Source organism: Gordonia sp. HS-NH1 (assembly GCF_001418765.1).
Lineage (GTDB): Bacteria > Actinomycetota > Actinomycetes > Mycobacteriales > Mycobacteriaceae > Gordonia.
On sequence record NZ_LIYC01000008.1, the window covers coordinates 61,893 to 81,356 of the forward strand.

Sequence of the window (19,464 nt, forward strand, 5' to 3'; positions counted from 1 at the left end):
GTGCTGATCGGCGAGGTGGCGCAGCAGACCGGCTTGAGCAGCCGGATGCTGCGCCACTACGACTCACTCGGACTCGTACGGCCCACCGGGCGGACGTCGGGCGGCTACCGGGAGTACGCCGCGGCGGATCTCGAGCGGCTCATGCACGTCGAGAGTCTCCGATCGCTCGGACTCTCGCTGCGCGAGGTCGGTCGCGCGCTCGACGATCCGGACTTCGAACCCGGTTCGCTGATGGACCGGCTCATCGACGACACCCGCGCGCGGATCGCCGCGGACACGCGGCTCCTGGAGCGGCTGCAGCGCGTCGCGGTGACGGGTCCCACCGAGTGGACGTCGGTACTCGACGTGATCGGTCTGCTCCGTGCGGTCCAGTCCGAACACGCGGCCCTTCGCCAGCGGGCCGCGCTGCTCGCCGGCGAGGTGGGCGTGTCCGGGGAGTCGCTGGCCGACGCGCTGCTGGCCGAGAACGATCCCAACGTCGCCGGTGCGCTCCGGTGGGCGCTCGCGCAGAGACCGGGCGGAGTCGGGCGACTCTCCGACGGCGCCGCCGACCCCGATCCGATGATCCGGCGTCGCGCGGTCACCGCGCTGGCGGCACTCGCGGAGAACGATCAGGTCGACGCGGTGTTGCACAGCCTGCTCGACGATCCCGACACCGTGGTCCGGCGCGTGGCCGCCCTGACGCTCGGGCGGCGCGGCATCGACGCGGCGGTCGACGGACTCGTCGAGCTCATCGCCGCCGGCGACCGCGATGTCGAGGCCGCCGAGATCCTCGCCGGCCACGAAGCCCACCGCGAGCGGATCGTCGACCTGCTCGTCGACCGCCTGGGGGCCGACCCGGATGCGGCCGTGCGATCCCGACTGGTGCAGGCGCTGGCCGAGATACCCGGTACCGCAGCGACTTCGGCGCTGCAAGCGTTCATCGGTGACGCCGACAGCATGGTGGCGCGAACAGCGATCGTGATCCTGGATCAGCGGCCCGGGGACTGATCGACTTCTCTGAATCCGTTGTGGCAGAGCCACTATGGCGCGGTCCGCCGATCCGGAACAACGCCCAGCAATGCGGTGATGTCGCCGTCGATTCTCACTCGACGTGAAACGTTGGGACTCATGAGACTTCTGTTCACCTCGGTTCACTGCAGTTCACTGGCGGTACTGCTGCTCACTGAGGGTGCACAAGTTAATTGCATTGCCGCGTAATTTAATTGGGCACTATTGGTTGTGGAAATCGCTCGCCTTCGAACAAATTGTCGACTACCTTGGTGGCATGCCCTCGCTCCCCCAGATGCGCGACGTCGTCATCGCACTCGGACCACCGATCGACCCGACCGGTCGGGGCATTCTCGACCGACTGGACGAGCTCCGGTTCCTGTACAACGCGGTAGGCCATCAGATCGCCGTGCACGCAGCAGCTTTCGATGCGACCGGCGCGGCCGACAAGGTGGGGTCGACCACGCGCGGGGTGCTGATCGAGATGGGTTTCGCGCCGGCGGTCGCTCACCGCAGCGTGCGAATCGGGGCGGGCATCGACTCATTGCCGAAGCTCGGCGCATGCGCCGCTGACGGGTATCTGGCGACCGAATGCGTCGACGCCGTTGTCCGTGGCATGACCATCATCGAGAAACGAACCCCGACAGATTTTTCCGACGACGATCGAGAGCGCTACGAGTCCGAACTACTGGCGCAGGCATTCTCGGGTGCCACCCCCACCGAGGTCGCCGACCACGCACGCACCATCTCCCACCGCATCCAGGTCACCGCCGACGACGCCATCCCCGCTGCCGAGGACTCCTCCCTGAACGCGGTGAACTCGCACATCACCGACGACGGTCGCGTGGAGATCAAGGCCGACGTCACAGCTGTGATCGGTGAGAAGTTCCTGTCCATGATCGACGAGCGATCCTGCCCGCGACCAGAGCCCGACGGCAGTGAGGATCGGCGTACGCGCGAACAACGGTGGGCGGACGGCTTCGAATTGTTGCTGGATCAGGCGGCGATCGGCGCGACCCTCGACACCAGCGGCACACCCAGAACCCAACTACTGGTCACGATCCCGGCCGATGCGAAGGAGCCGGCGAGACTGCCCTGGGTCGGTTCGGTGTCACAGGCCACCGCGAGACGACTCTCGTGCGACGCCATCGTGGGCGAGATCGTGCTGGACCGAGAAGGAGTGCCGTTACAGATGGGGACCAGCAGACGACTCTTCCCGTCTCACTTACGAAGGGCCATCACGGTCCGCGACCTGTGCTGCATCAAATGCGGTGCACCCGCGGCACATACGGAGGTGCATCACATCGTGCCGTGGGTGGACGGCGGCCCCACCGACCTCGACAACGGATGCCTGCTCTGCCAACGCTGTCACACCCAGGTACATCACCACGGTTGGGAAGTGATCATGGGCCACGACCGCCACCCCTGGCTGATCCCTCCTGCAGACATCGACCCCGACCGCCGGCCACGGCCCGCCTACAACCGACGCACCATGCGGCTCGACGACGTGCTTGTGTAGGTCGCTCAAGTCCGAGCTGTCGGACTCGCATTTCGAGTGAGACGACGACGTACCCGTACGTAGAACCCGGCGACCCGATCGTCACAACAGTTCTTTGACAACTCCACAGTGTGAGAGCCCGGCGCGGTATCCGGCGACGCACCCGGCTGCAGGATCGGACGCAGCACCGGTCCGAGGTCGGTCAGCGCGCCGGTCCCCTACCTGTACGCGCGGTGCCGACCCGGGCGCGTCGTCCGCAGCCTTCAACAGACTGTGCGCACCCGCAAGATCGACCAGGGCCGGTCAGGAATCGTGCGGACCGCAATTGGGTGTCGTCTCCACCGATCGGTAGTCTGTTGGGCACTATGGCACCCGATCTGACCAGCCCTGATCCGTCCGGTACCTCCCACGGCGGCGGACGCCCGTACTACATCACCACCGCGATCGCCTACCCCAACGGCGCTCCGCACATCGGGCACGCCTACGAGTACATCTCGGCCGACGCCCTGGCACGGTTCAAGCGACTCGACGGCTTCGACGTCCGGTTCCTGACCGGCACCGACGTCCACGGGCAGAAGATGCAGCAGACCGCGAACGCCGAGGGCATCCCCACCGCAGAGCTCGCCAACCGGAACTCCGACCGGTTCCAGGCGCTGCAGGAGCGGCTGGGGTCCAGCTTCGATCGCTTCATCCGGACCTCAGACGAGGACCACAAGCGGGCATCGGAAGAGATCTGGCGGCGCATGAGCGACCGCGGCGACATCTACCTCGACAAGTACTCGGGCTGGTACGACGTCCGCGACGAGACCTTCTACAGCGAGGGCGACACCGAGGTCAACGAGGCCGGCGACCGGGTGGCCGCCGACACCGGGCACGTGCTGACCTGGACCGAGGAGGAGACCTACTTCTTCCGGCTCTCCGCCTACCAGGACAAACTGCTCGAGCTGTACGAATCCCGGCCCGACTTCATCGGCCCCGACGTCCGGCGCAACGAGGTCATCAGCTTCGTCAAGGGCGGCCTGACCGACCTGTCGGTGTCGCGCACCACCTTCGACTGGGGCGTGCCGGTCCCCGACCATCCCGAACACGTCATGTACGTGTGGGTCGACGCGCTCACCAACTACCTCACCGGCGTCGGCTTCGTCGACGACCCGGAGACGTTCGCCCGCTACTGGCCCGCCGACCTGCACATCATCGGCAAGGACATCATCCGGTTCCACTGTGTGTACTGGCCTGCCTTCCTGATGAGTGCGGGTATCGACCTGCCCGAGCGGGTCTTCGCGCACGGTTTCCTGTTCAACAAGGGCGAGAAGATGAGCAAGTCGGTCGGCAACGTCGTCGACCCGGAGAACCTCATCGACGAGTTCGGCCTCGATCCGGTGCGCTACTTCTTCCTCCGCGAGGTGTCCTACGGTCAGGACGGTTCGTATTCCGCCGAGGCGATCGTGTCCCGCATCAACGCCGACCTCGCCAACGAGTTCGGCAATCTGACCCAGCGCACGCTGTCGATGGTCGGCAAGTACTTCGACGGCACCCTGCCGGTGCCGGGCGAGCTCACCGAGACCGACGCCGCGCTGCTGGCGCGTGCCGACTCGCTGCTCGACACCGTGCGAACCCATATCGACAACCAGGCCATCCACCTGGCACTCGAGGCCCTGTGGTCGACGCTCGCCGAGACCAACCGGTACATCTCCGCGCAGGAGCCATGGAAACTGGCGAAGGCCGATCTCGAGCGCACCGGCACGGTGCTCTACGTCTGCGCCGAGGTCGTGCGCATCGTCGCACTCCTGAGCCAGCCGGTCATGCCGGAGTCGTCCGGCAAGATCCTCGACCTCCTCGTCGTCGGCGACGACCGTCGATTCACCGCCGTGGGCACCCGCCTGGCGCCCGGTACTGCGCTGCCGAAGCCGTCACCGGTGTTCCCTCGGTACGAGAACTGATCCCGCACGCCGAGCATGATCTCGTCGGACGGGGTGGGGTCTGGCTCGCTCGGCCCGAGCGCGACAGCACCGGCGCTCGACGTGCTGCGCGCCCTGCACGCCGAGACCGCCGCGCGTCGACTGCCGCCGCCCGCCGCGCTGATCGGTGACTGGTACGACGCCGACGCCGTCATCGCGCCCTCGATCGAACTGACGCCCGGCTGTCTCCCGCCGGACGACCCCGATCGATTCTGGTTCGGCTACCTCGGTTTCCCGGTGCGGCCGCACGACGCGTCGCTGCCACCGAATGTCGGCGGGCACACCGACGGCGTGCTCGTACTCCGCGACGGTCGCTGGAGCTGCGCCGGCACCGGTGTACCCGACTGGGCGGAGGCGGTGGTGAACTCCGCCGGGGCGGCTCGCACCTCTGTCACTCATCGTCGGACCGACACCGTCCCGACGGCGCAATGGCATCCCCCGCAACGTGTTCCGCACCTGGACGCCATCGCGGAGTGCCTCGAGGCGATCCGCGCGGGCGAGGTGTACCAGGCATGCGTGTGCACCCGCTTCACCGGGACACTGACCGGCCGCCCGGTCGACTACTTCACTGATGTCGCCGGAGCCACCGCACCGGTGAAAGCCGCTTTCCTGCAGGGAGATTGGGGGTCGGTGGCGAGCCTCTCACCGGAGACCTACCTGCGCCGGACCGGCAACATCATCTCGTCGTCGCCGATCAAGGGCACCCTGCCGGCCTTCGCCGACCCCGATACGCTGGCCGCCTCCGCCAAAGACATCGCCGAGAACATCATGATCGTCGACCTGGTCCGCAACGATCTGGGGCGCATCGCGGTGACCGGCAGCGTGCGCGTCCCCGAGCTCCTGACGGTGGTGCCCGCGCCCGGCGTCTGGCACCTCGTGTCACGCGTCGAGGCGATCCTGGCCCCGGGCACGGGCAACGACGCCGTCCTCGCGGCGACGTTCCCCCCGGCGTCGGTCACCGGCACTCCGAAGCTGCGGGCGATGGAGCTGATCGACGGCTGGGAGGCAGACGCGCGCGGCGTGTACTGCGGGGCGATCGGCATGGCCGGCCCCGACCGCGCGCTCGACCTGAACGTCGCCATCCGGACCGTGGAGATCACCCCCGACGGGACCCTCGCCCTCGGCGTCGGCGGTGGGATCACCATCGATTCCGACCCCGCCCGGGAATGGCAGGAATGCCTCGACAAGGCCGCGAGCATCGTGAGGCCGCGCGGTTGGGCATGATCGGCGGCCGCTTTGGGTACGATTCCGCACATGACTGTGCCCATCCGGTCGTCCACCGATCTCACGGTGCTCGATCGTGATCTGCGCCGTGACCACGATGCCTTCATGTCGGGCGGCACACCACGCTCCGACGTGCCGGGGGATGTCGTCGAATCGTGGGGTCGTGTCCGGTCGGGCCGGCACCGCTCCACCGTCGACGCGCACAACCCGGGTCACATATCGGACGACGAACTCGAGACCCGCCGCGCCACGCACCCACTGCGCGACGCCGTGCAACCACTCCAGCGTCTGTTCGCCCAGTCCGCGGACGACGCGTCGATGACCTTGGGCGTGTTCGACGCCGACGGCGTGCTGCTGTGGCGTGGCGGTTCGGCCTCGGTGCTCCCGGAGGCCGACCGGCTCGAGCTCGTCGAGGGCAGCCGGTGGGACGAGGACTCCACGGCGACCACGGCGGTGGGCCTCGCGGTTCGCCTGCAGCGCCCGACACGGCTGTTCGGGGCCGAGCACTACTACAGCTCACTGCACGGACTGTTCTGCACCGCCGTGCCGGTGCACGACCACCGCACCGGCGACATGATCGCCATCGCGGGCCTGGCCGGACCTGCCATGGAGATGCAGCCCGCGGCCTCGGCCTTCACCTCCGCACTGGCCGCCCTCGGCGAACACGAGATCACCCTCACCCATCAGCGCGAGCTCGCCGACCTGCGATTCGCCGGTCAGGCCCAGCTCGCCGGCCTGCACGGGCCGGGATTGCTCATCGACGACGACGGGTGGGTGGCCGAGGGGCGCGGCTGCACGCCGCCCGTCCGCGTCGCCGCGCCGACGGACAACATGCGTCAGTTCGTGGCGGGTCTGGGCATCTGCGTCGTCGAGCGCCTAGGCCAGGGCTGGCTGGTGCGTCCGGCCGGCCCGTCCGGCCCGGTCCTGGCCGAACTCTCCCTCGACGGGGAACCCACCGTGACGGTCACCGGCGACGGCGAGCCGTGGCGCACCGTGCTGACCCGACGGCATGCCCAGATCCTGTTGCTCCTCGCCGATGCCGGCGAGCAGGGCCTCACCTCACAGCGATTGAGCCAGCTGCTCTTCGGCGACGACGGGCACACCGTGAGTGTGCGCGCCGAGCTGTCGCGGCTGCGCCGGGTGGTCGGGGCGCTCGTCTCGAGCCGGCCGTACCGTCTCGCACCGCGCGTGGAACTGCGGGTCAGCCCGGATCAGCTCGACGTCTTTCGAGCACCTGTTGGTAGACGTCGCGTCGAGAGGCACCGGAACCCTGCGTGACCTCCGCGCACGCGTCCTTGAGTCGCATGCCGCCGGCCACGAGTTCTTCGGCCTGGTCAGCGAGGTCGTCGATGTCGGGTTCGGCGGCGACGGCTCCGGCGATCACGACGGTGATCTCGCCGCGTACGCCGGTGCCCGCCCACTCCGCGAGTTCGGCCAGTCCGCCGCGCCGTACCTCTTCATAGGTCTTGGTCATCTCGCGGCACACCGCGGCGCGACGGTCCGGGCCGAGGATCTCTGCCGCGGCGTTGAGCGTGTCGGCAAGCCGGTGGGGTGATTCGAAGAACACGGCGGTCCGGGGCTGGGAGACCAGTTCGCGCAGCCACGCGGCTCGCGCGCCGGGCTTGCGGGGGGCGAAACCCTCGAAACAGAACCGCTCCGAGGGCAGTGCCGACACCGCGAGGGCCGTCGTGACCGCCGACGGCCCGGGCAGCGCCGTGACCGGGAGTCCGGCGTCGGCGCACGCCACCACCACCCGATACCCGGGGTCGCTGACCGAGGGCATGCCGGCGTCGGTGATGAGCAACACGGTCTGTCCCCCGGCGATCGCGCTGACCAGACCCGGGGTGCGGGCGGCCTCGACCTGGTCGTAGTAGCTGACCAGCCGGCCACCGATCTCGACCTGGAGAGCCGCGGCCAGCGCACGGGCACGCCGGGTGTCCTCGGCGGCCACGATGTCCGCGGTCTGCAGCGCCGCACGCAGACGCGGCGAGGCGTCGTCGACCTGGCCCATCGGCGTGGCCGCCAGGACCAGCCGGCCGCCACCGTCCGAGGCGCGCTCGGGGTCGGGACCGGGATCGGCGATCACGGCGGGATCGTCGGGCACGTTCGCATCGTCGTCGAGATCGGGTGTGTCGGACTGGGCGGCGTTCATCGACAGCCAGCTTACGAGGGACCACTAGGATCGATCGGGTGACCATCACCGCCGTGCACGACACCCCGGTGTCCGGCGGCGGCGCACGGCGTCCGATCCCGCCAGCTCGCCTGGGCCCGGACGTGCCCGCACCGCTGTTCGGTGCCCCCGACCGCGGTCGTGGACTCGTCGTCGGTGTGGTCATCGCGCTCCTGGCCACCGTCACCCGGTTCTGGGCCCTGACCCATCCCACCGACAAGGGCACACCGGTCTTCGACGAGAAGCACTACGTCCCGCAGGGCTGGCAGGTGCTGTCCGGCGGCAACTGGATCGAGGACAACCCGGCGTACGGGCTGGTCGTGCATCCGCCGGTCGGCAAATGGATGCTGGCCGCGTCCGAGGCGATCTTCGGTTACGGCCCGCTCGGATGGCGCGTGGCGCCGGCCGTCTCGGGCGTCCTGGTCGTCGTGCTGATCTACTGCGCGGTGCGCCGGCTCACGCGGTCGACGCTGGTGGGTGCGATCGCGGGGGTCTTCGCGATCTGCGACGGCGTGCTGTTCGTGCAGTCCCGGATGGGCATGCTCGACATCTTCCAGACCCTGTTCATCGTGGCCACTTTCGCCGCGCTCGTCGCCGACCGCGACCAGGTCCGGGAGCGGATGTACCGCGTCTATCTCGAGGGCCGGATCGCCGACAGTCCCTTCGGACCCCGTCTCGGCTTCCGCTGGTACCGGTTCACCGCCGGTGTGATGCTGGGACTGAACTGCGGCACCAAGTGGTCGGGCATCTACTACGTCATCTTCTTCACCGCCCTGGCGATCGGTTTCGACGTGGCCGCCCGCCGCGCGTATCGCGTCCCGCGTCCGTGGGTGGGCACCCTCGTGCGCGACGTCGTCCCGAGCGGCGCGAGTCTCGCCGTGATGCCGGTCGTCATCTACTTCCTGACCTACATCCCGTGGTTCACCAGCGAGACGGCGGTCTACCGCTACCAGGTGGGTAATACGATCGGCACCGACGGCCCGTTCGCCTGGGTTCCCGGTGCCTGGCGATCGCTGTGGTACTACGAATCCGGCATCCTCGAATTCCATTCGGGACTCACCAATTCCGCGGGCAACCATCATCCGTGGGAGTCCAAGCCGTGGACGTGGCCGATGAGCCTGCGGCCCATGCTCTACGCGCTCGAGAACGGTCCCGACCAGTGCGGCGGGGGCGAATGCGTGCGCGCGCAGATGCTGATCGGTTCGCCCGCCCTCTGGTGGCTGGCGTTGCCGATGCTGCTGTGGGGGCTGTGGTCGTGGATCGTGCGCCGCGACTGGCGGTACGCAGCGGTGCTCGTCGGCTACCTCGCCGGCATCCTGCCGTGGTTCCTCGCCCTCGACCGGCAGATGTACTTCTTCTACGCGACCGTGCTCGCGCCGTTCCTGGTGATGGGCCTGGCGCTGTGCTGCGGTGACCTCCTGCGTTCGGCCGCCGCGACAGCGCGCGCCCGGCCCGAGCGCCGGGCGCTGGCGATCATGGTCGTCGCGATGTACGTGGGTCTGGTCGTCGCCAACTTCGTGTGGTTGTGGCCGATCCTCACCGGTTCCCCGATATCGCCGGGCCTCTGGCGGCAGCAGATCTGGCTGCCGAGCTGGGGCTGACACCGGCGGGAGCGGGCGGGCTCCCCGGACGGTCCTACCGGGAGACCGACGACGGCCGGGTGGTCTCGTTGCGATATTTCCGGTGGTACTCGACATAGAGGTCGGCGTTCTTCGCGCGCTCGAGTGTGTTGATCAGCTCGGGGTCGAGTCCGTGCTGGACCAGCCGGTAGCGGCGGTAGACACGGTTCAGCGCGATGGAGAAGAACAGGTACGACAGCAGGATCGGCATGGTCATCGTGATCCGCACCCCCCACGGCCCCGGCACGAACAGCATCGGGAGCACGAGGAGGATGCACGGTATCGACCACCGTGTGACCATCCGCACCGCCGCACCTGGTCCGGTCAGATCGTTGATCACCCAATCCTGCACCGAGACAGGCAATCTGCCGCCATACCAGTAGGCGACGTAACGCCACCAGACCGGGCTCGAGGATTCGTGTGGCTGGTTCATGGGCGCACTCCTGACTTCCGCGTGTACAGCCACGGTAGCATTTGTCCTAGGACAAAAAATGTCGAGGCGGAAGTACAGTGTGCGTCGTGATCACCGGGCAGACAGTGAACGCGATCGTTCAGAGCGCCCGCGACGCGATCGTCGCCGGTCGGTTACGGCCGGGCGATTCGTTGCCGCCGATCCGTGAACTCGCCGTCGAGCTGGGCGTCAATCGCAACACCGTGGCCACCGCGTACCGCCAGCTCGTCGCGCTGGGTGCGGCGGACACCCGCGGTCGGGGAGGCACGGTCGTCGCCGACCGACTTCAACCCGGCAGCGAACTCGCCGCTCCCGCAGACGCCGTCGACCTGGCCGGCGGCAATCCGGACCCCGATCTCCTCCCCGATCTGCGCGCCGCGATCGCCGCGGCGCCCTACCGCCCGACGATGTACGGAACCTCCGCCGTGGCACCGGCACTGCGGGCAGCGGCGCCGGTGTTGTTCGGCGATAATCCGCAGCAGGGAGAACTGATCGCGACCCACGGAGCCGTGGACGCGATGGAGAGACTCCTGAACACGCACCTCGTCCGGGGCGACTCCGTCGCCGTGGAGAACCCGTGCTTTCTCGCCAGCGTCGGCACGATCCGCGTCAACGGGTACCGCGCGCTGGCGGTGGAACTGGACGAGCACGGGATGCGTCCCGATCACCTGGCGCGAGTGCTGGACGAGGGTGCGCGAGCGGTCATCGTCACCTGCCGCGGCCACAACCCCGGAGGGATCGCCCTGTCCGAAGCGCGTGCGGGTGAACTCCGTGCGCTCCTGGAGCGATACCCCGAGGTACTCGTCGTCGAAGACGACCACTTCTCGCTGTTGTCGGTCCACGACTACCACCGGGTGATCCCCGACAACAGCCGGCACTGGGCGGTCGTCCGGTCCGTCGCGAAGTTCCTGGGTCCGGACCTGCGGGTCGCCCTCGTCGATGCCGACGCGACGACCGCCGCCGCGCTCGACGCCCGACTACGCTCCGGTCGCCCCTGGGTCAGCCACCTGCTGCAGACCACCGCCGCTCACCTGCTGACCGATCCGGCGACAACCCGGCTCATCGCCACGGCGCGCGGCGAATATGCCCGTCGCGCGCGACTTCTCGTCGATCAGCTCACCACGCGGGGCGTCGCGTCGACCCTGGGGCCACCGGACGGGATCAACGCATGGGTCGACCTGCCCGACGAGAGTCCCGCGGAGAAGGTCAGCACCGAACTCGCACGCCGGGGTTGGGCGGTGCAACCCGGAACGATCTTCGCCGTCGACGACGCCACACAACGGAATGGTCTGCGGGTCACGACATCCCGGCTCGACCGGGCAACCGCAGAACAGTTCACGACTGCTCTCGCCGACGCGATCTCACAGGTCTGACGACGGTCCGCCGGCCGTCTCACCATACCCACCAGATACGCCGGTGGGCCGCGCATCACCGCGCGGTCCACCGGGATTCGTCGTGCTTGGGGGTCGAGGTCGCTACACCGCGGGACCGGTCAGCCGGTCGGTGCCGCGCTGCCCCTCGTCACGACCCCCGTCGGTGCGATCGGCGTCGCCGACAGTCGATTCGGCGGGCGCCGATCCGTTGGTCGACCCGGCCGACTCCGAACCGTTCGCCTGCTCGACCAGGTCGGGGTCGATCCTCTCGAGATGCCGGACCGCGTCGGCGTCGATCGATTCCAGTTCACCGGTCGCGATGGCGACGGCCTGCTCGCGGACGTGCTCGTCGACCTGGGCCGACAACACGTGACGCGAGACGATCAGCGGGTCGCGCCGGAGGTCGAGGAAGAGCGACAGGCACATGCCGATCATCACCACGACGAACGGCAACGCGGCGATGATCGCCATCGTCTTGATGCCGTCGAGCGCGCCATCGCCACTGATCGCCAGCAGCAGAGCGGCCACGACGCCCGTCAGCACACCCCAGAACACCGTCAGCGAACGCGACGGGTGTTCGACACCCCGCTGCGAGAGCGTGCCCATCACGAGCGACGCCGAGTCGGCGCCGGACACGAAGAAGATGCCGACCAGGATCATCACCAGAGCCGAGGCGACACCGGTCCACGGCAGGTGGGCGAGCACGTCGAACAGCGTGCTCTCACTGGCCGCGGTGGCCGGATCGAATGCCAGGGTGCCCTCCATGTCCTGATGGATCGCGGTACCGCCGAAGATGCAGAACCAGACCAGCGACACCGTCGTCGGGACGACCATCACGCCGATCACGAACTCACGGATCGTGCGGCCGCGGCTGATCTTCGCGAGGAAGAGACCCACGAACGGGGTCCACGACACCCACCACGCCCAGTAGAAGATCGTCCAGTCAGCCAGCCACTGATGGCCCGCTTCGGTGGTCACCGTCGCGTCGGAGCGGGCCGCGAAGGTGGTGATGTCGGTGAGGTAGGCACCCAGGGTGGTCGGCAGCAGATTGAGGATGAAAATTGTCGGGCCGACGATGAAGACGAACAGTGCCAGCACGACGGCGAGCACCATGTTGATGTTCGACAACCACTGGATCCCGCGCGCGATGCCCGACACCGCCGATGCGACGAACGCCGCGGTGAGGATCGCGATGATCGCGACGAGCAACATCTTCGTCGGTTCGTTGACCCAGCCGAGGGTGTCGAGTCCTGATCCGATCTGCAGCGCGCCGAGCCCCAGGGAGGCCACGGTGCCGAACAGGGTGGCGAAGATGGCCAGGATGTCGATGATCTTGCCGCCCGGGCCGTTGGCCACCCGCGGACCGAGGAGCCGCTCGAACACGGCGCTCATCAGCTGGGTCCGGCCCAGCCGGTACGTGCTGTAGGCCAGTGCGAGGCCGACGACCGCGTACATCGCCCACGGGTGGAAACCCCAGTGGAACATCGTCGTCGCCATGGCCGCGCGGATGTCGTCTTGACCGATTTCCGGTGGCGGACTTGCGAAATGGTAGAGCGGTTCGTACGCGCCGAAGAACATGAGCCCGATGCCCATGCCGGCGCTGAACATCATCGCGATCCAGCTCACGGTGCGGAACTGCGGCTTCTCCCCGGTCCGGCCGAGGGGAATCCGGCCGTACTTGGACACGGCGAGGAACACGGCGAAGATCACGAAGCCCGTCGCGGAGAGGATGAACAGCCAGCCGAGGTTGTTGGTGATCCAACTCAACACCTCGGTGGTGGTCGAGTTGAGACTCTCCTTGTCCCCGATCCCCCAGATCACGAAGGCGATGACGAGCACCGCGGTCACGGTGAAAACCACCGGGTCCAGTGTCTGCTTCGGACGCCCAGTGATCACATCCTGTTCACTTGTCATCGTTCAAGCCAATCAATCTCGGTGCATCTATTCAAGTTCGTCCGAGCACACGGTTGAGCATCTCAACGATCACGGAATCGTCGAGGCCCAGCTCACGGGCGGTTTCGACGTACGCCGTGGCGGCCGCGAAACCGGCGTCGAGCGCATCGTGGCGACCGGCCCTGATGAACGAACCCTGCCGCCCGCGGGTCTCGATGACGCCTGCCGCCTCGAGTTCCCGGTAGCTGCGCGCGACCGTGTTGGCCGCCACGCCGAGTCGCGATGCCAGGGCCCGCACGGTCGGGAGGCGTTCACCCGTGAGCAGCTCCCCGGATTCGATGAGGTCGATGACGCCGATCCGCACCTGTTCGAAGGGGGGACGGTCGGAGCCGGCGTCGATCCGCAGCGCGTCGAGCGCCGACGCGCTGCCGGTGCCGGCCGGGCCGGTGCTGCTCGGGTCGGGGGCCGACGGATCTCCGGTCATGACGCGAGCCTCACCGGGGATCACGCGCGAGCGGACACGACATGCACCGCGGCCCGCCGCGGCCCGACCCCAGTTCGCGACCCTCGATCTCGATGACCTCGATGCCCGAGTCGCGGAGTCGCCGATTGGTCTCGGAGTTCCGGTTGTAGGACACCACCACCCCGGGAGCGAGGGCCAGGGTGTTGTTGCCGTCGTCCCACTGTTCCCGCTCGGCGGTCACCGGGTCGAGTCCGGTGTCGATGACACGCAGCTTGGAGATGCCCATCGCCTCGGCGGCCGCATCGAGAAAGTGCTGTTCGCCGGTGATCCGGACCGCGTCGGTCGCGGCGTCGTGGACGAGGGTGAACGCCGACATGGTGTCGCGGATGTTCGGGTACATCACCACGGCATCGGTGTCGACCATCGTGCAGACGGTGTCGAGGTGCATGAAAGCGCGCGACTGTTCGATCGGCACGGCGAGCACGGTGTGCGCCAGGTGGTCGTCGAACAAACTGCGCGCCAGCGCTTCTGCTCCGGCGGGCGTGGTCCGTTCGCCGACCCCGACGGCCACCACGCCGGCGGCGAGCAGCAACACGTCGCCGCCCTCGACCGGCGCGACCTGCGACTCGTAGGCCCGCCGGGCGCCGGTGAACCGCGGGTGGTGTGCGTAGATCAGATCGGTCAGCGACGTCTCCCGCGCCCGGGCGGGCAGTGCGAGGGAGGTGATCGCGAACCGTCCGCCAATCCAGAACGAACTGTCTCGGGTGAACAGCAGATTGGGCAGGGGCTCGATCGCGAACTCGGGGCCGTGGTGCATTCGCCGCACCAGTGACGACCGTTCCGCCGAGGGAGTGATCGGCAGCTCGTCGAACGTCATCCCGGCCATCAGCACGTAGGCGAGGTCGGCCGGCGACAGTCCCCGTAGATGAGTGGCCAGATCGTCCGCGAGGTGCGTTCCCAGCCTGCGCGCGCTGACGGCCGCCGCGATGCCCTGGATCCGCGCGGCGCCGCTGTGCGCGATGGTCTCGGCCAGCAAGTCGCCGAGGAGGTAGACGTCGACCCCCCGGTCGCGCAGCACCTCCGCGAACGCATCGTGTTCCTCCTGCGCGCGTCCGACCCACGGGAGCCCGTCGAACAGGAGCTGGTCGTTGTTGCGCGGGGTGAGGCGACGCAGTTCGTCGCCGGGCCGATGCAGCATGACCGCCCGCAGTGTGCCGACCTCCGAATCGGCCCCGAGCGCGTAGTCGTACCCGGGCGCGAGGCCCTCGCCGGACGTCACGGGCCCACGCACCCTGCGGTCCGCTGAGCGGGGTGATCCGACTGCCCTGCACCGGTCATCGCTCAACCGTAATTCGTCGTCCGCCCTCGCACAGCACTCATCGGCACCGCGGGGTTGCCGTGTCGGCGCGGCCGGCCGGCTCGGAACGTCACCGATCGTCGGCCGCGTCCCGACGAACCGTTTCCGAGGCGCCGAGCGGATCGGTACCCGGGTCGGGTTCGGCCGGCGTGGCGGATGTCCCGGAATCCTCGGTCGGCGTCATCGTGGGGCCGTCGCCCACGATCGCCGGCGCGGTCTCGCGGGCGAAGACCCACAGGACCAGCGCGACCGCGGCCACCACACCGGTCAGCACGAAGGCGGGTCCGAAGCCGACCCGGTCGGCGACGAACCCCACGATCACGGGTCCAGTGACGGCGCCGAGGTCCGACGACATGCCGTAGGCGGCCAGCGCCGAACCGCCTTGCTGACGGTTGCCGAGGACGTCGGCGAGGGCGGCCTGATGGGTGGGCGCGAAGAGTCCCGAGCCCACGCCGGCGACCACCGACAACGCCAGCGCGACGCCGACGTTCGGGGAGAAGCCGAGGGCGATGGTCGCGACGACGGTGATGACGAGACCGGGCAGCATGATGGGCCGCCGCCCGAACCGGTCCGACAACCGGCCGGCGACCAGGATCGCCAGCACGTTGCCCGCGGCGTAGACCGCCAGCACGATCCCCGCCATTCCCGCGCCGGCACCGAGACTCTCGGTGATGAACAGCGGCACCACCGCGACCCGGACACCCATGGATGCCCAGCCCTGGGTGAAATTCGACGCGAGGATCGCCCGATAGGCGCTGTCGCGCAGGGCGGTCCGGAAACCGATCAGCGCACCCGTCGGGCCGTCGGCCTGGTCCGGGGCGATGACCTCCCGCAACTGGGTGGCCACCACGGTCGACGCGACCAGCAGCGCGACCGCGTACACGACGAACGGGACCCGTAGTCCGAAGCCGACGAGCGCCGCCCCGATGAGCGGTCCGGTGATGCTGCCGATGAGGAACCCCGCCGAGAAGAAGCCCGACACCCGCCCGCGAATGTCGCTCGGCGCCATCCGGATCAGCAGGGCCATCGCCGAGATGCTGAACATCGTCGAGCCGATTCCGCCGAGGCCGCGGAAGACCAGCAGCTGCCAGTAGGTCTGGGCGAACGCGCACGCCAGGGTGCTGGCCGCGACGATCAGCAGACCGGTCAGATAGATGCGCCGCTCGCCGAAGACGGTGACCAGCCGGCCGGTCGCGGGCGCGAACATCAACCGCATGACTGCGAACGCCGACACGACCGCGGTCGCGGCGGTGAACGAGACGTTGAAGGTTCTGGCGAAGGTGGGCAGCGCGGGCGCGATGAAACCGTATCCGAGGGCGATGACGACGTTCGCCGACAGCAGGACCCAGATGCCGCGGGGGATCCGCCTCATGGCAGCTCGGGCAGGTCGTCGAGGGCCCGCGCGGTCAGGGCGCGGCCGAGTTCGATCATCTCGGAGGCCTTGTGGAAGTCGAGGGTGCGAACCGTTCGACGGGGCACGCGGATCAACACGTCGGGCGGGTAGCCCGCGACCTGATAGCGGGTCAGGGCCTCCTGCATGATGTCGAGCGAGCGGCTGAGCACCTCCACGCGTCCCATCCGGGCCGGTTCGTCGACGCCGAACCCGGCCTGCTCGGCGGTCGGGACGGAGGCCGGCTCGCCCGCGGCGTCGACCGCGTCGGCACCCCCGTCGGTGGCGATCACCGCCCCGTCGGTGGCGGAGTGCTCGCCGCGCTCGGCCGTGGGCATCTCGTGACCGAGCCGGTCGCGGACCGCTCGGATGAACTCGTTGTCGAGGATCGGCGCCACGTTGCGGCGCAACAGTCCCCTGGCCTTCGGCTCCCGGATGGCTCCGGCCTCCGGCCCACCGTCGGAGCCGATGATGACGCCGATGGTCACATCGCTGGACACCGCCGAGGTGGGGGCCACCGGCAGCGGATCGAGGATGCCGCCGTCGGCGAGCAACCGGCCGCCGTGTTCGTGCGGGCTGATGACTCCGGGGATCGCGATCGAGGCGCGCAGGGCGTCGGCGAGGACACCGCGCTGGAACCAGACCGCGCGGCCGGCGTTCAGGTCGGTGGCGACCGCGGTGAACGGGACGGGCAGGTCCTCGATCGCGGTGTCGCCGAGGATCTCCCGCACCCGCAGCAGGATGCGCTCGGCACCGATCACACCGGGCTTGGTCAGCGAGACGTCGAGCAGTCGGACGACGTCGAGCTGGGACAGACCGGAGATCCAGTCGACATAGTCGTCGAGCTTGCCCGCGCAATAGAGGCCGCCGACGAGCGCACCCATCGACGACCCGGCGACGGTGACGATCTCGAATCCCCGCGCCTCGAGTTCGGCGATCACCCCGATGTGCGCGTAGCCGCGGGCGCCGCCACTTCCCAGAGCCAGCGCCACGCGCGACGGTCGAGCCATGGGGCAACAGTACCGCCGCTGTTTTCCCTCGCCGAAACCGCAAGCGGCGGCGATCGCCTGCGGTCCGTGCCCACGTCCCCGGATGGTCCGGTCGCCGGGTTCGGGTCGCGGACGCTACTGATCGGTGAGGAGGCGGCGCGGGCCCGGACCCAGTTTGTTGAGTTCGTCGCCCGGGTTGAGGAGGTGGCACTCCCCCAGGGACAGGCACCCGCAACCGACGCACGACCCGATCATGTCCCGCATGTTCTCCAGCAGCGCGATGCGGTGGTTGATGTCGTCCATCCAGCGCTTCGACGCCGCTTCCCACATCGACTTGGGTGGCGATTCGTGGTCGCCGAGTTCGGCGAGCACCTCACCGATCACCGACAGCGGGATCCCGGCGACCTGCGACGCCCGGATGAACGCCACGCGCCGCAACATCGCCCGGTGGTAGCGGCGCTGGTTTCCCGAGGTGCGCCGACTGAAGATGAGGCCCTGATCCTCGTAGAAGCGGACCGCCGACGGCGCGATGCCGGCTCGCTGGGCGAGCTCCCCGACCGAGAGCTCCAGCTTCTTCAGCGTCATGGCTCGATGGTAAGCGTCGCCGGCTCCTCGTCCCCGGTCCACAACCGGTAACGAGGAGCCGCCGTACCGCGCAGCTCCGTCAGGTGCGGACCACCATCACCGGGCACTCCGCGTGATGCATCACCTTCTGGCTGGTCGAGCCCAACAGAAGCCCGCGGAAACCGCCGCGCCCACGACTGCCGACCACGAGGAGCGATGCCTCGGCGCCCGCCGCGTCGAGCAGCGCCTTGGCCGGCTCCTCGGGCAGCACGGACCGTTCGATGGTCACGTCCGGGTAGTCCTGCGCATATCCGGCGAGCCGCTCGGCGAGCACCTCCACCGCATCCTGCGTCATCCGCGCCACCTCGTCGGCGCCGATGCCGTATCCGTGGAGCGCGTCGGCGTCGAGGGGGGTCCACGTGTGCACCGCGCGGAGCGGGACATTGCGCAGCGACGCCTGCCGGAACGCCTCGGCGACGGCGGCATCGCTGACGGGCGAACCGTCCACACCGACCACCACGGGCCCGGCGTCGTCGCCCTCGGCGGCCACCACTGTGACCCGGCCGTGCGCGTGGGCGGCGACGCTGGTGCTCACCGATCCCAGGAACAAGCCCTTCACGCTGCCGAGCCGACGGGTGCCGACCACGATCATCGCCGCATCCTTGCCCAGTTCGAGCAGCACGCGTGTCGCGTCGCCGTCGACGATCGAGGTGGCCACCGTCACCCCGGGCGCCACATCCTTCGCCGCGTCGGCGGCCGCGTGCACCGCGTCGGACGCATCCTGACGGATGGCGTCGACCACGTCCTGCGGGATGATGAGGCCGGGGGCGTAGTCACTCGTGCTGGCGTCATACGCACCGACGAGCTTGAGATCGAGACCTTCGGCCGCGGCCGTCCGGGCAGCCCAGCGCACCGCGCCCGTGGCCGCGTCCGATCCGTCCACGCCGACGAGTATCGCATTCATGTTGTGGCTCATCTCCTCTGATCTCGACGCCCCGTGTGGGGTCCTCGGGTTCGGCCGCGGGTCTGCTCGGGGTCGCCCCGCGCGGCCCGGTTTCGGCCCCGACCCCCCATCCTGCCCCGGCGTCGTGGCCGCGGCAATGAGTACGAAGTCCTGATCACGGTGGCTTTCTGCACGATTCGCCCGACGTGTAACCTGGTGGACACCATGACGTCACCCCTTCCGCAGAACGGCACCAACGACTTTCGCGCGATCCTGATCCACATCGGGATCACCGTCGTCCTCGGACTCGGTTTGCTGGTACTCGCGCACGCGTCGTCGGATCCACTGCAGACCGTGCTCATCATCGCCTCCCCCATCGTGGTCCTCCTGGGCGCGAGCGCCATGCTGTATCGCACCTACCTGGCCTGGAAGCGCAACGGCCGCTGGCAGGTGTGGCAGGGCGGGGCATGGTTTCTGCTGATCTTCTTCATCGTGATGCTGTTCAATTCCGCACCCGTGCTGTTCGAGTGACCGTCGACGGCGACGGCCTGGGCCTGTTCCACCCCGGGCGGGTGGGACCGG

17 protein-coding genes are annotated in these 19,464 nt (G+C 68.9%); 8 read left to right on the forward strand and 9 right to left on the reverse strand.

Annotated elements, in window-relative coordinates; all coding sequences use genetic code 11:
* The 5 genes from AMD30_RS08230 to AMD30_RS08250 all read left to right on the forward strand — a co-directional run bounded on the left by AMD30_RS08230 (position 1) and on the right by AMD30_RS08250 (position 6,948).
* The gene (locus AMD30_RS08230) at positions 1-990 is read left to right on the forward strand and encodes a HEAT repeat domain-containing protein (RefSeq protein WP_055475359.1); all 990 of its coding nucleotides are present in this window, start codon (positions 1-3) and stop codon (positions 988-990) included.
* Positions 991-1,267: 277 nt separating this feature from the next.
* Complete coding sequence (locus AMD30_RS08235; protein WP_055475302.1) at positions 1,268-2,509, forward strand: HNH endonuclease signature motif containing protein; 1,242 nt, start codon at positions 1,268-1,270, stop codon at positions 2,507-2,509.
* Between the two features lie 344 nt (positions 2,510-2,853).
* Positions 2,854-4,428, forward strand: a complete 1,575-nt coding sequence (gene metG, locus AMD30_RS08240; RefSeq protein WP_055475303.1) for a methionine--tRNA ligase — start codon at positions 2,854-2,856, stop codon at positions 4,426-4,428.
* Between the two features lie 15 nt (positions 4,429-4,443).
* Positions 4,444-5,670, forward strand: coding sequence for an aminodeoxychorismate synthase component I (locus tag AMD30_RS08245; RefSeq protein WP_055475304.1), 1,227 nt, complete (start codon positions 4,444-4,446; stop codon positions 5,668-5,670).
* A gap of 30 nt (positions 5,671-5,700) precedes the next feature.
* Positions 5,701-6,948: a helix-turn-helix domain-containing protein gene (locus tag AMD30_RS08250; protein WP_014925980.1), complete on the forward strand. Its 1,248-nt coding sequence runs from the start codon at positions 5,701-5,703 to the stop codon at positions 6,946-6,948.
* On the opposite strand, the gene rsmI is transcribed toward AMD30_RS08250, so the two are convergent.
* On the reverse strand, positions 6,872-7,822 hold the full coding sequence (rsmI, locus tag AMD30_RS08255; RefSeq protein ID WP_084817227.1) for a 16S rRNA (cytidine(1402)-2'-O)-methyltransferase: 951 nt from the start codon (positions 7,820-7,822) through the stop codon (positions 6,872-6,874). The genes AMD30_RS08250 and rsmI overlap by 77 nt on opposite strands.
* Before the next feature lie 38 nt (positions 7,823-7,860).
* Between rsmI and AMD30_RS08260 the strand changes: the two genes are divergently transcribed.
* Positions 7,861-9,441: a glycosyltransferase family 39 protein gene (locus tag AMD30_RS08260; protein WP_055475305.1), complete on the forward strand. Its 1,581-nt coding sequence runs from the start codon at positions 7,861-7,863 to the stop codon at positions 9,439-9,441.
* Between the two features lie 34 nt (positions 9,442-9,475).
* Here the strand turns inward: AMD30_RS08260 and AMD30_RS08265 are convergent, their stop codons facing one another.
* Positions 9,476-9,892, reverse strand: coding sequence for a DUF5313 domain-containing protein (locus tag AMD30_RS08265; RefSeq protein ID WP_055475306.1), 417 nt, complete (start codon positions 9,890-9,892; stop codon positions 9,476-9,478).
* An 86-nt stretch (positions 9,893-9,978) separates the two neighbouring features.
* On the opposite strand from AMD30_RS08265, the gene AMD30_RS08270 reads away from it, so the two are divergent.
* Positions 9,979-11,283 (forward strand): aminotransferase class I/II-fold pyridoxal phosphate-dependent enzyme, encoded by a 1,305-nt coding sequence (locus AMD30_RS08270; RefSeq protein WP_231632661.1) that lies wholly within the window; start codon positions 9,979-9,981, stop codon positions 11,281-11,283.
* A gap of 102 nt (positions 11,284-11,385) precedes the next feature.
* Here the strand turns inward: AMD30_RS08270 and AMD30_RS08275 are convergent, their stop codons facing one another.
* The 7 genes from AMD30_RS08275 to AMD30_RS08305 all read right to left on the reverse strand — a co-directional run bounded on the left by AMD30_RS08275 (position 11,386) and on the right by AMD30_RS08305 (position 18,903).
* The gene (locus tag AMD30_RS08275) at positions 11,386-13,197 is read right to left on the reverse strand and encodes a BCCT family transporter (protein ID WP_197282757.1); all 1,812 of its coding nucleotides are present in this window, start codon (positions 13,195-13,197) and stop codon (positions 11,386-11,388) included.
* A 31-nt stretch (positions 13,198-13,228) separates the two neighbouring features.
* Complete coding sequence (locus tag AMD30_RS08280; RefSeq protein WP_055475361.1) at positions 13,229-13,660, reverse strand: GntR family transcriptional regulator; 432 nt, start codon at positions 13,658-13,660, stop codon at positions 13,229-13,231.
* 10 nt (positions 13,661-13,670) lie between these two features.
* Positions 13,671-14,918 (reverse strand): arginine deiminase, encoded by a 1,248-nt coding sequence (locus AMD30_RS08285; RefSeq protein WP_148281167.1) that lies wholly within the window; start codon positions 14,916-14,918, stop codon positions 13,671-13,673.
* Between the two features lie 148 nt (positions 14,919-15,066).
* Positions 15,067-16,368, reverse strand: coding sequence for an MFS transporter (locus AMD30_RS08290; RefSeq protein ID WP_055475309.1), 1,302 nt, complete (start codon positions 16,366-16,368; stop codon positions 15,067-15,069).
* Complete coding sequence (locus AMD30_RS08295; RefSeq protein WP_055475310.1) at positions 16,365-17,396, reverse strand: patatin-like phospholipase family protein; 1,032 nt, start codon at positions 17,394-17,396, stop codon at positions 16,365-16,367. Before AMD30_RS08295 ends, AMD30_RS08290 begins: the two co-directional genes overlap by 4 nt.
* A gap of 114 nt (positions 17,397-17,510) precedes the next feature.
* Entirely contained in the window at positions 17,511-17,960 is a 450-nt protein-coding gene (gene soxR / locus AMD30_RS08300; protein WP_004019988.1) for a redox-sensitive transcriptional activator SoxR, read from the reverse strand.
* A gap of 79 nt (positions 17,961-18,039) precedes the next feature.
* Positions 18,040-18,903, reverse strand: a complete 864-nt coding sequence (locus tag AMD30_RS08305; RefSeq protein WP_010844401.1) for a universal stress protein — start codon at positions 18,901-18,903, stop codon at positions 18,040-18,042.
* 204 nt (positions 18,904-19,107) lie between these two features.
* On the opposite strand from AMD30_RS08305, the gene AMD30_RS08310 reads away from it, so the two are divergent.
* Complete coding sequence (locus tag AMD30_RS08310; protein WP_014925970.1) at positions 19,108-19,413, forward strand: hypothetical protein; 306 nt, start codon at positions 19,108-19,110, stop codon at positions 19,411-19,413.
* Positions 19,414-19,464: the final 51 nt, after the last annotated feature.

Excerpts from the sequence above, each read along its gene's own strand:
- AMD30_RS08235 (WP_055475302.1), top strand. The coding sequence starts at position 1,268 with ATGCCCTCGCTCCCCCAGATGCGCGACGTCGTCATCGCACTCGGACCA.
- metG (WP_055475303.1), top strand. The coding sequence starts at position 2,854 with ATGGCACCCGATCTGACCAGCCCTGATCCGTCCGGTACCTCCCACGGC.
- AMD30_RS08245 (WP_055475304.1), top strand. The coding sequence starts at position 4,444 with ATGATCTCGTCGGACGGGGTGGGGTCTGGCTCGCTCGGCCCGAGCGCG.
- AMD30_RS08250 (WP_014925980.1), top strand. The coding sequence starts at position 5,701 with ATGACTGTGCCCATCCGGTCGTCCACCGATCTCACGGTGCTCGATCGT.
- rsmI (WP_084817227.1), bottom strand. The coding sequence starts at position 7,822 with ATGAACGCCGCCCAGTCCGACACACCCGATCTCGACGACGATGCGAAC.
- AMD30_RS08265 (WP_055475306.1), bottom strand. The coding sequence starts at position 9,892 with ATGAACCAGCCACACGAATCCTCGAGCCCGGTCTGGTGGCGTTACGTC.
- AMD30_RS08275 (WP_197282757.1), bottom strand. The coding sequence starts at position 13,197 with ATGACAAGTGAACAGGATGTGATCACTGGGCGTCCGAAGCAGACACTG.
- AMD30_RS08280 (WP_055475361.1), bottom strand. The coding sequence starts at position 13,660 with ATGACCGGAGATCCGTCGGCCCCCGACCCGAGCAGCACCGGCCCGGCC.
- AMD30_RS08290 (WP_055475309.1), bottom strand. The coding sequence starts at position 16,368 with ATGAGGCGGATCCCCCGCGGCATCTGGGTCCTGCTGTCGGCGAACGTC.
- AMD30_RS08295 (WP_055475310.1), bottom strand. The coding sequence starts at position 17,396 with ATGGCTCGACCGTCGCGCGTGGCGCTGGCTCTGGGAAGTGGCGGCGCC.
- soxR (WP_004019988.1), bottom strand. The coding sequence starts at position 17,960 with ATGACGCTGAAGAAGCTGGAGCTCTCGGTCGGGGAGCTCGCCCAGCGA.
- AMD30_RS08305 (WP_010844401.1), bottom strand. The coding sequence starts at position 18,903 with ATGAATGCGATACTCGTCGGCGTGGACGGATCGGACGCGGCCACGGGC.
- AMD30_RS08310 (WP_014925970.1), top strand. The coding sequence starts at position 19,108 with ATGACGTCACCCCTTCCGCAGAACGGCACCAACGACTTTCGCGCGATC.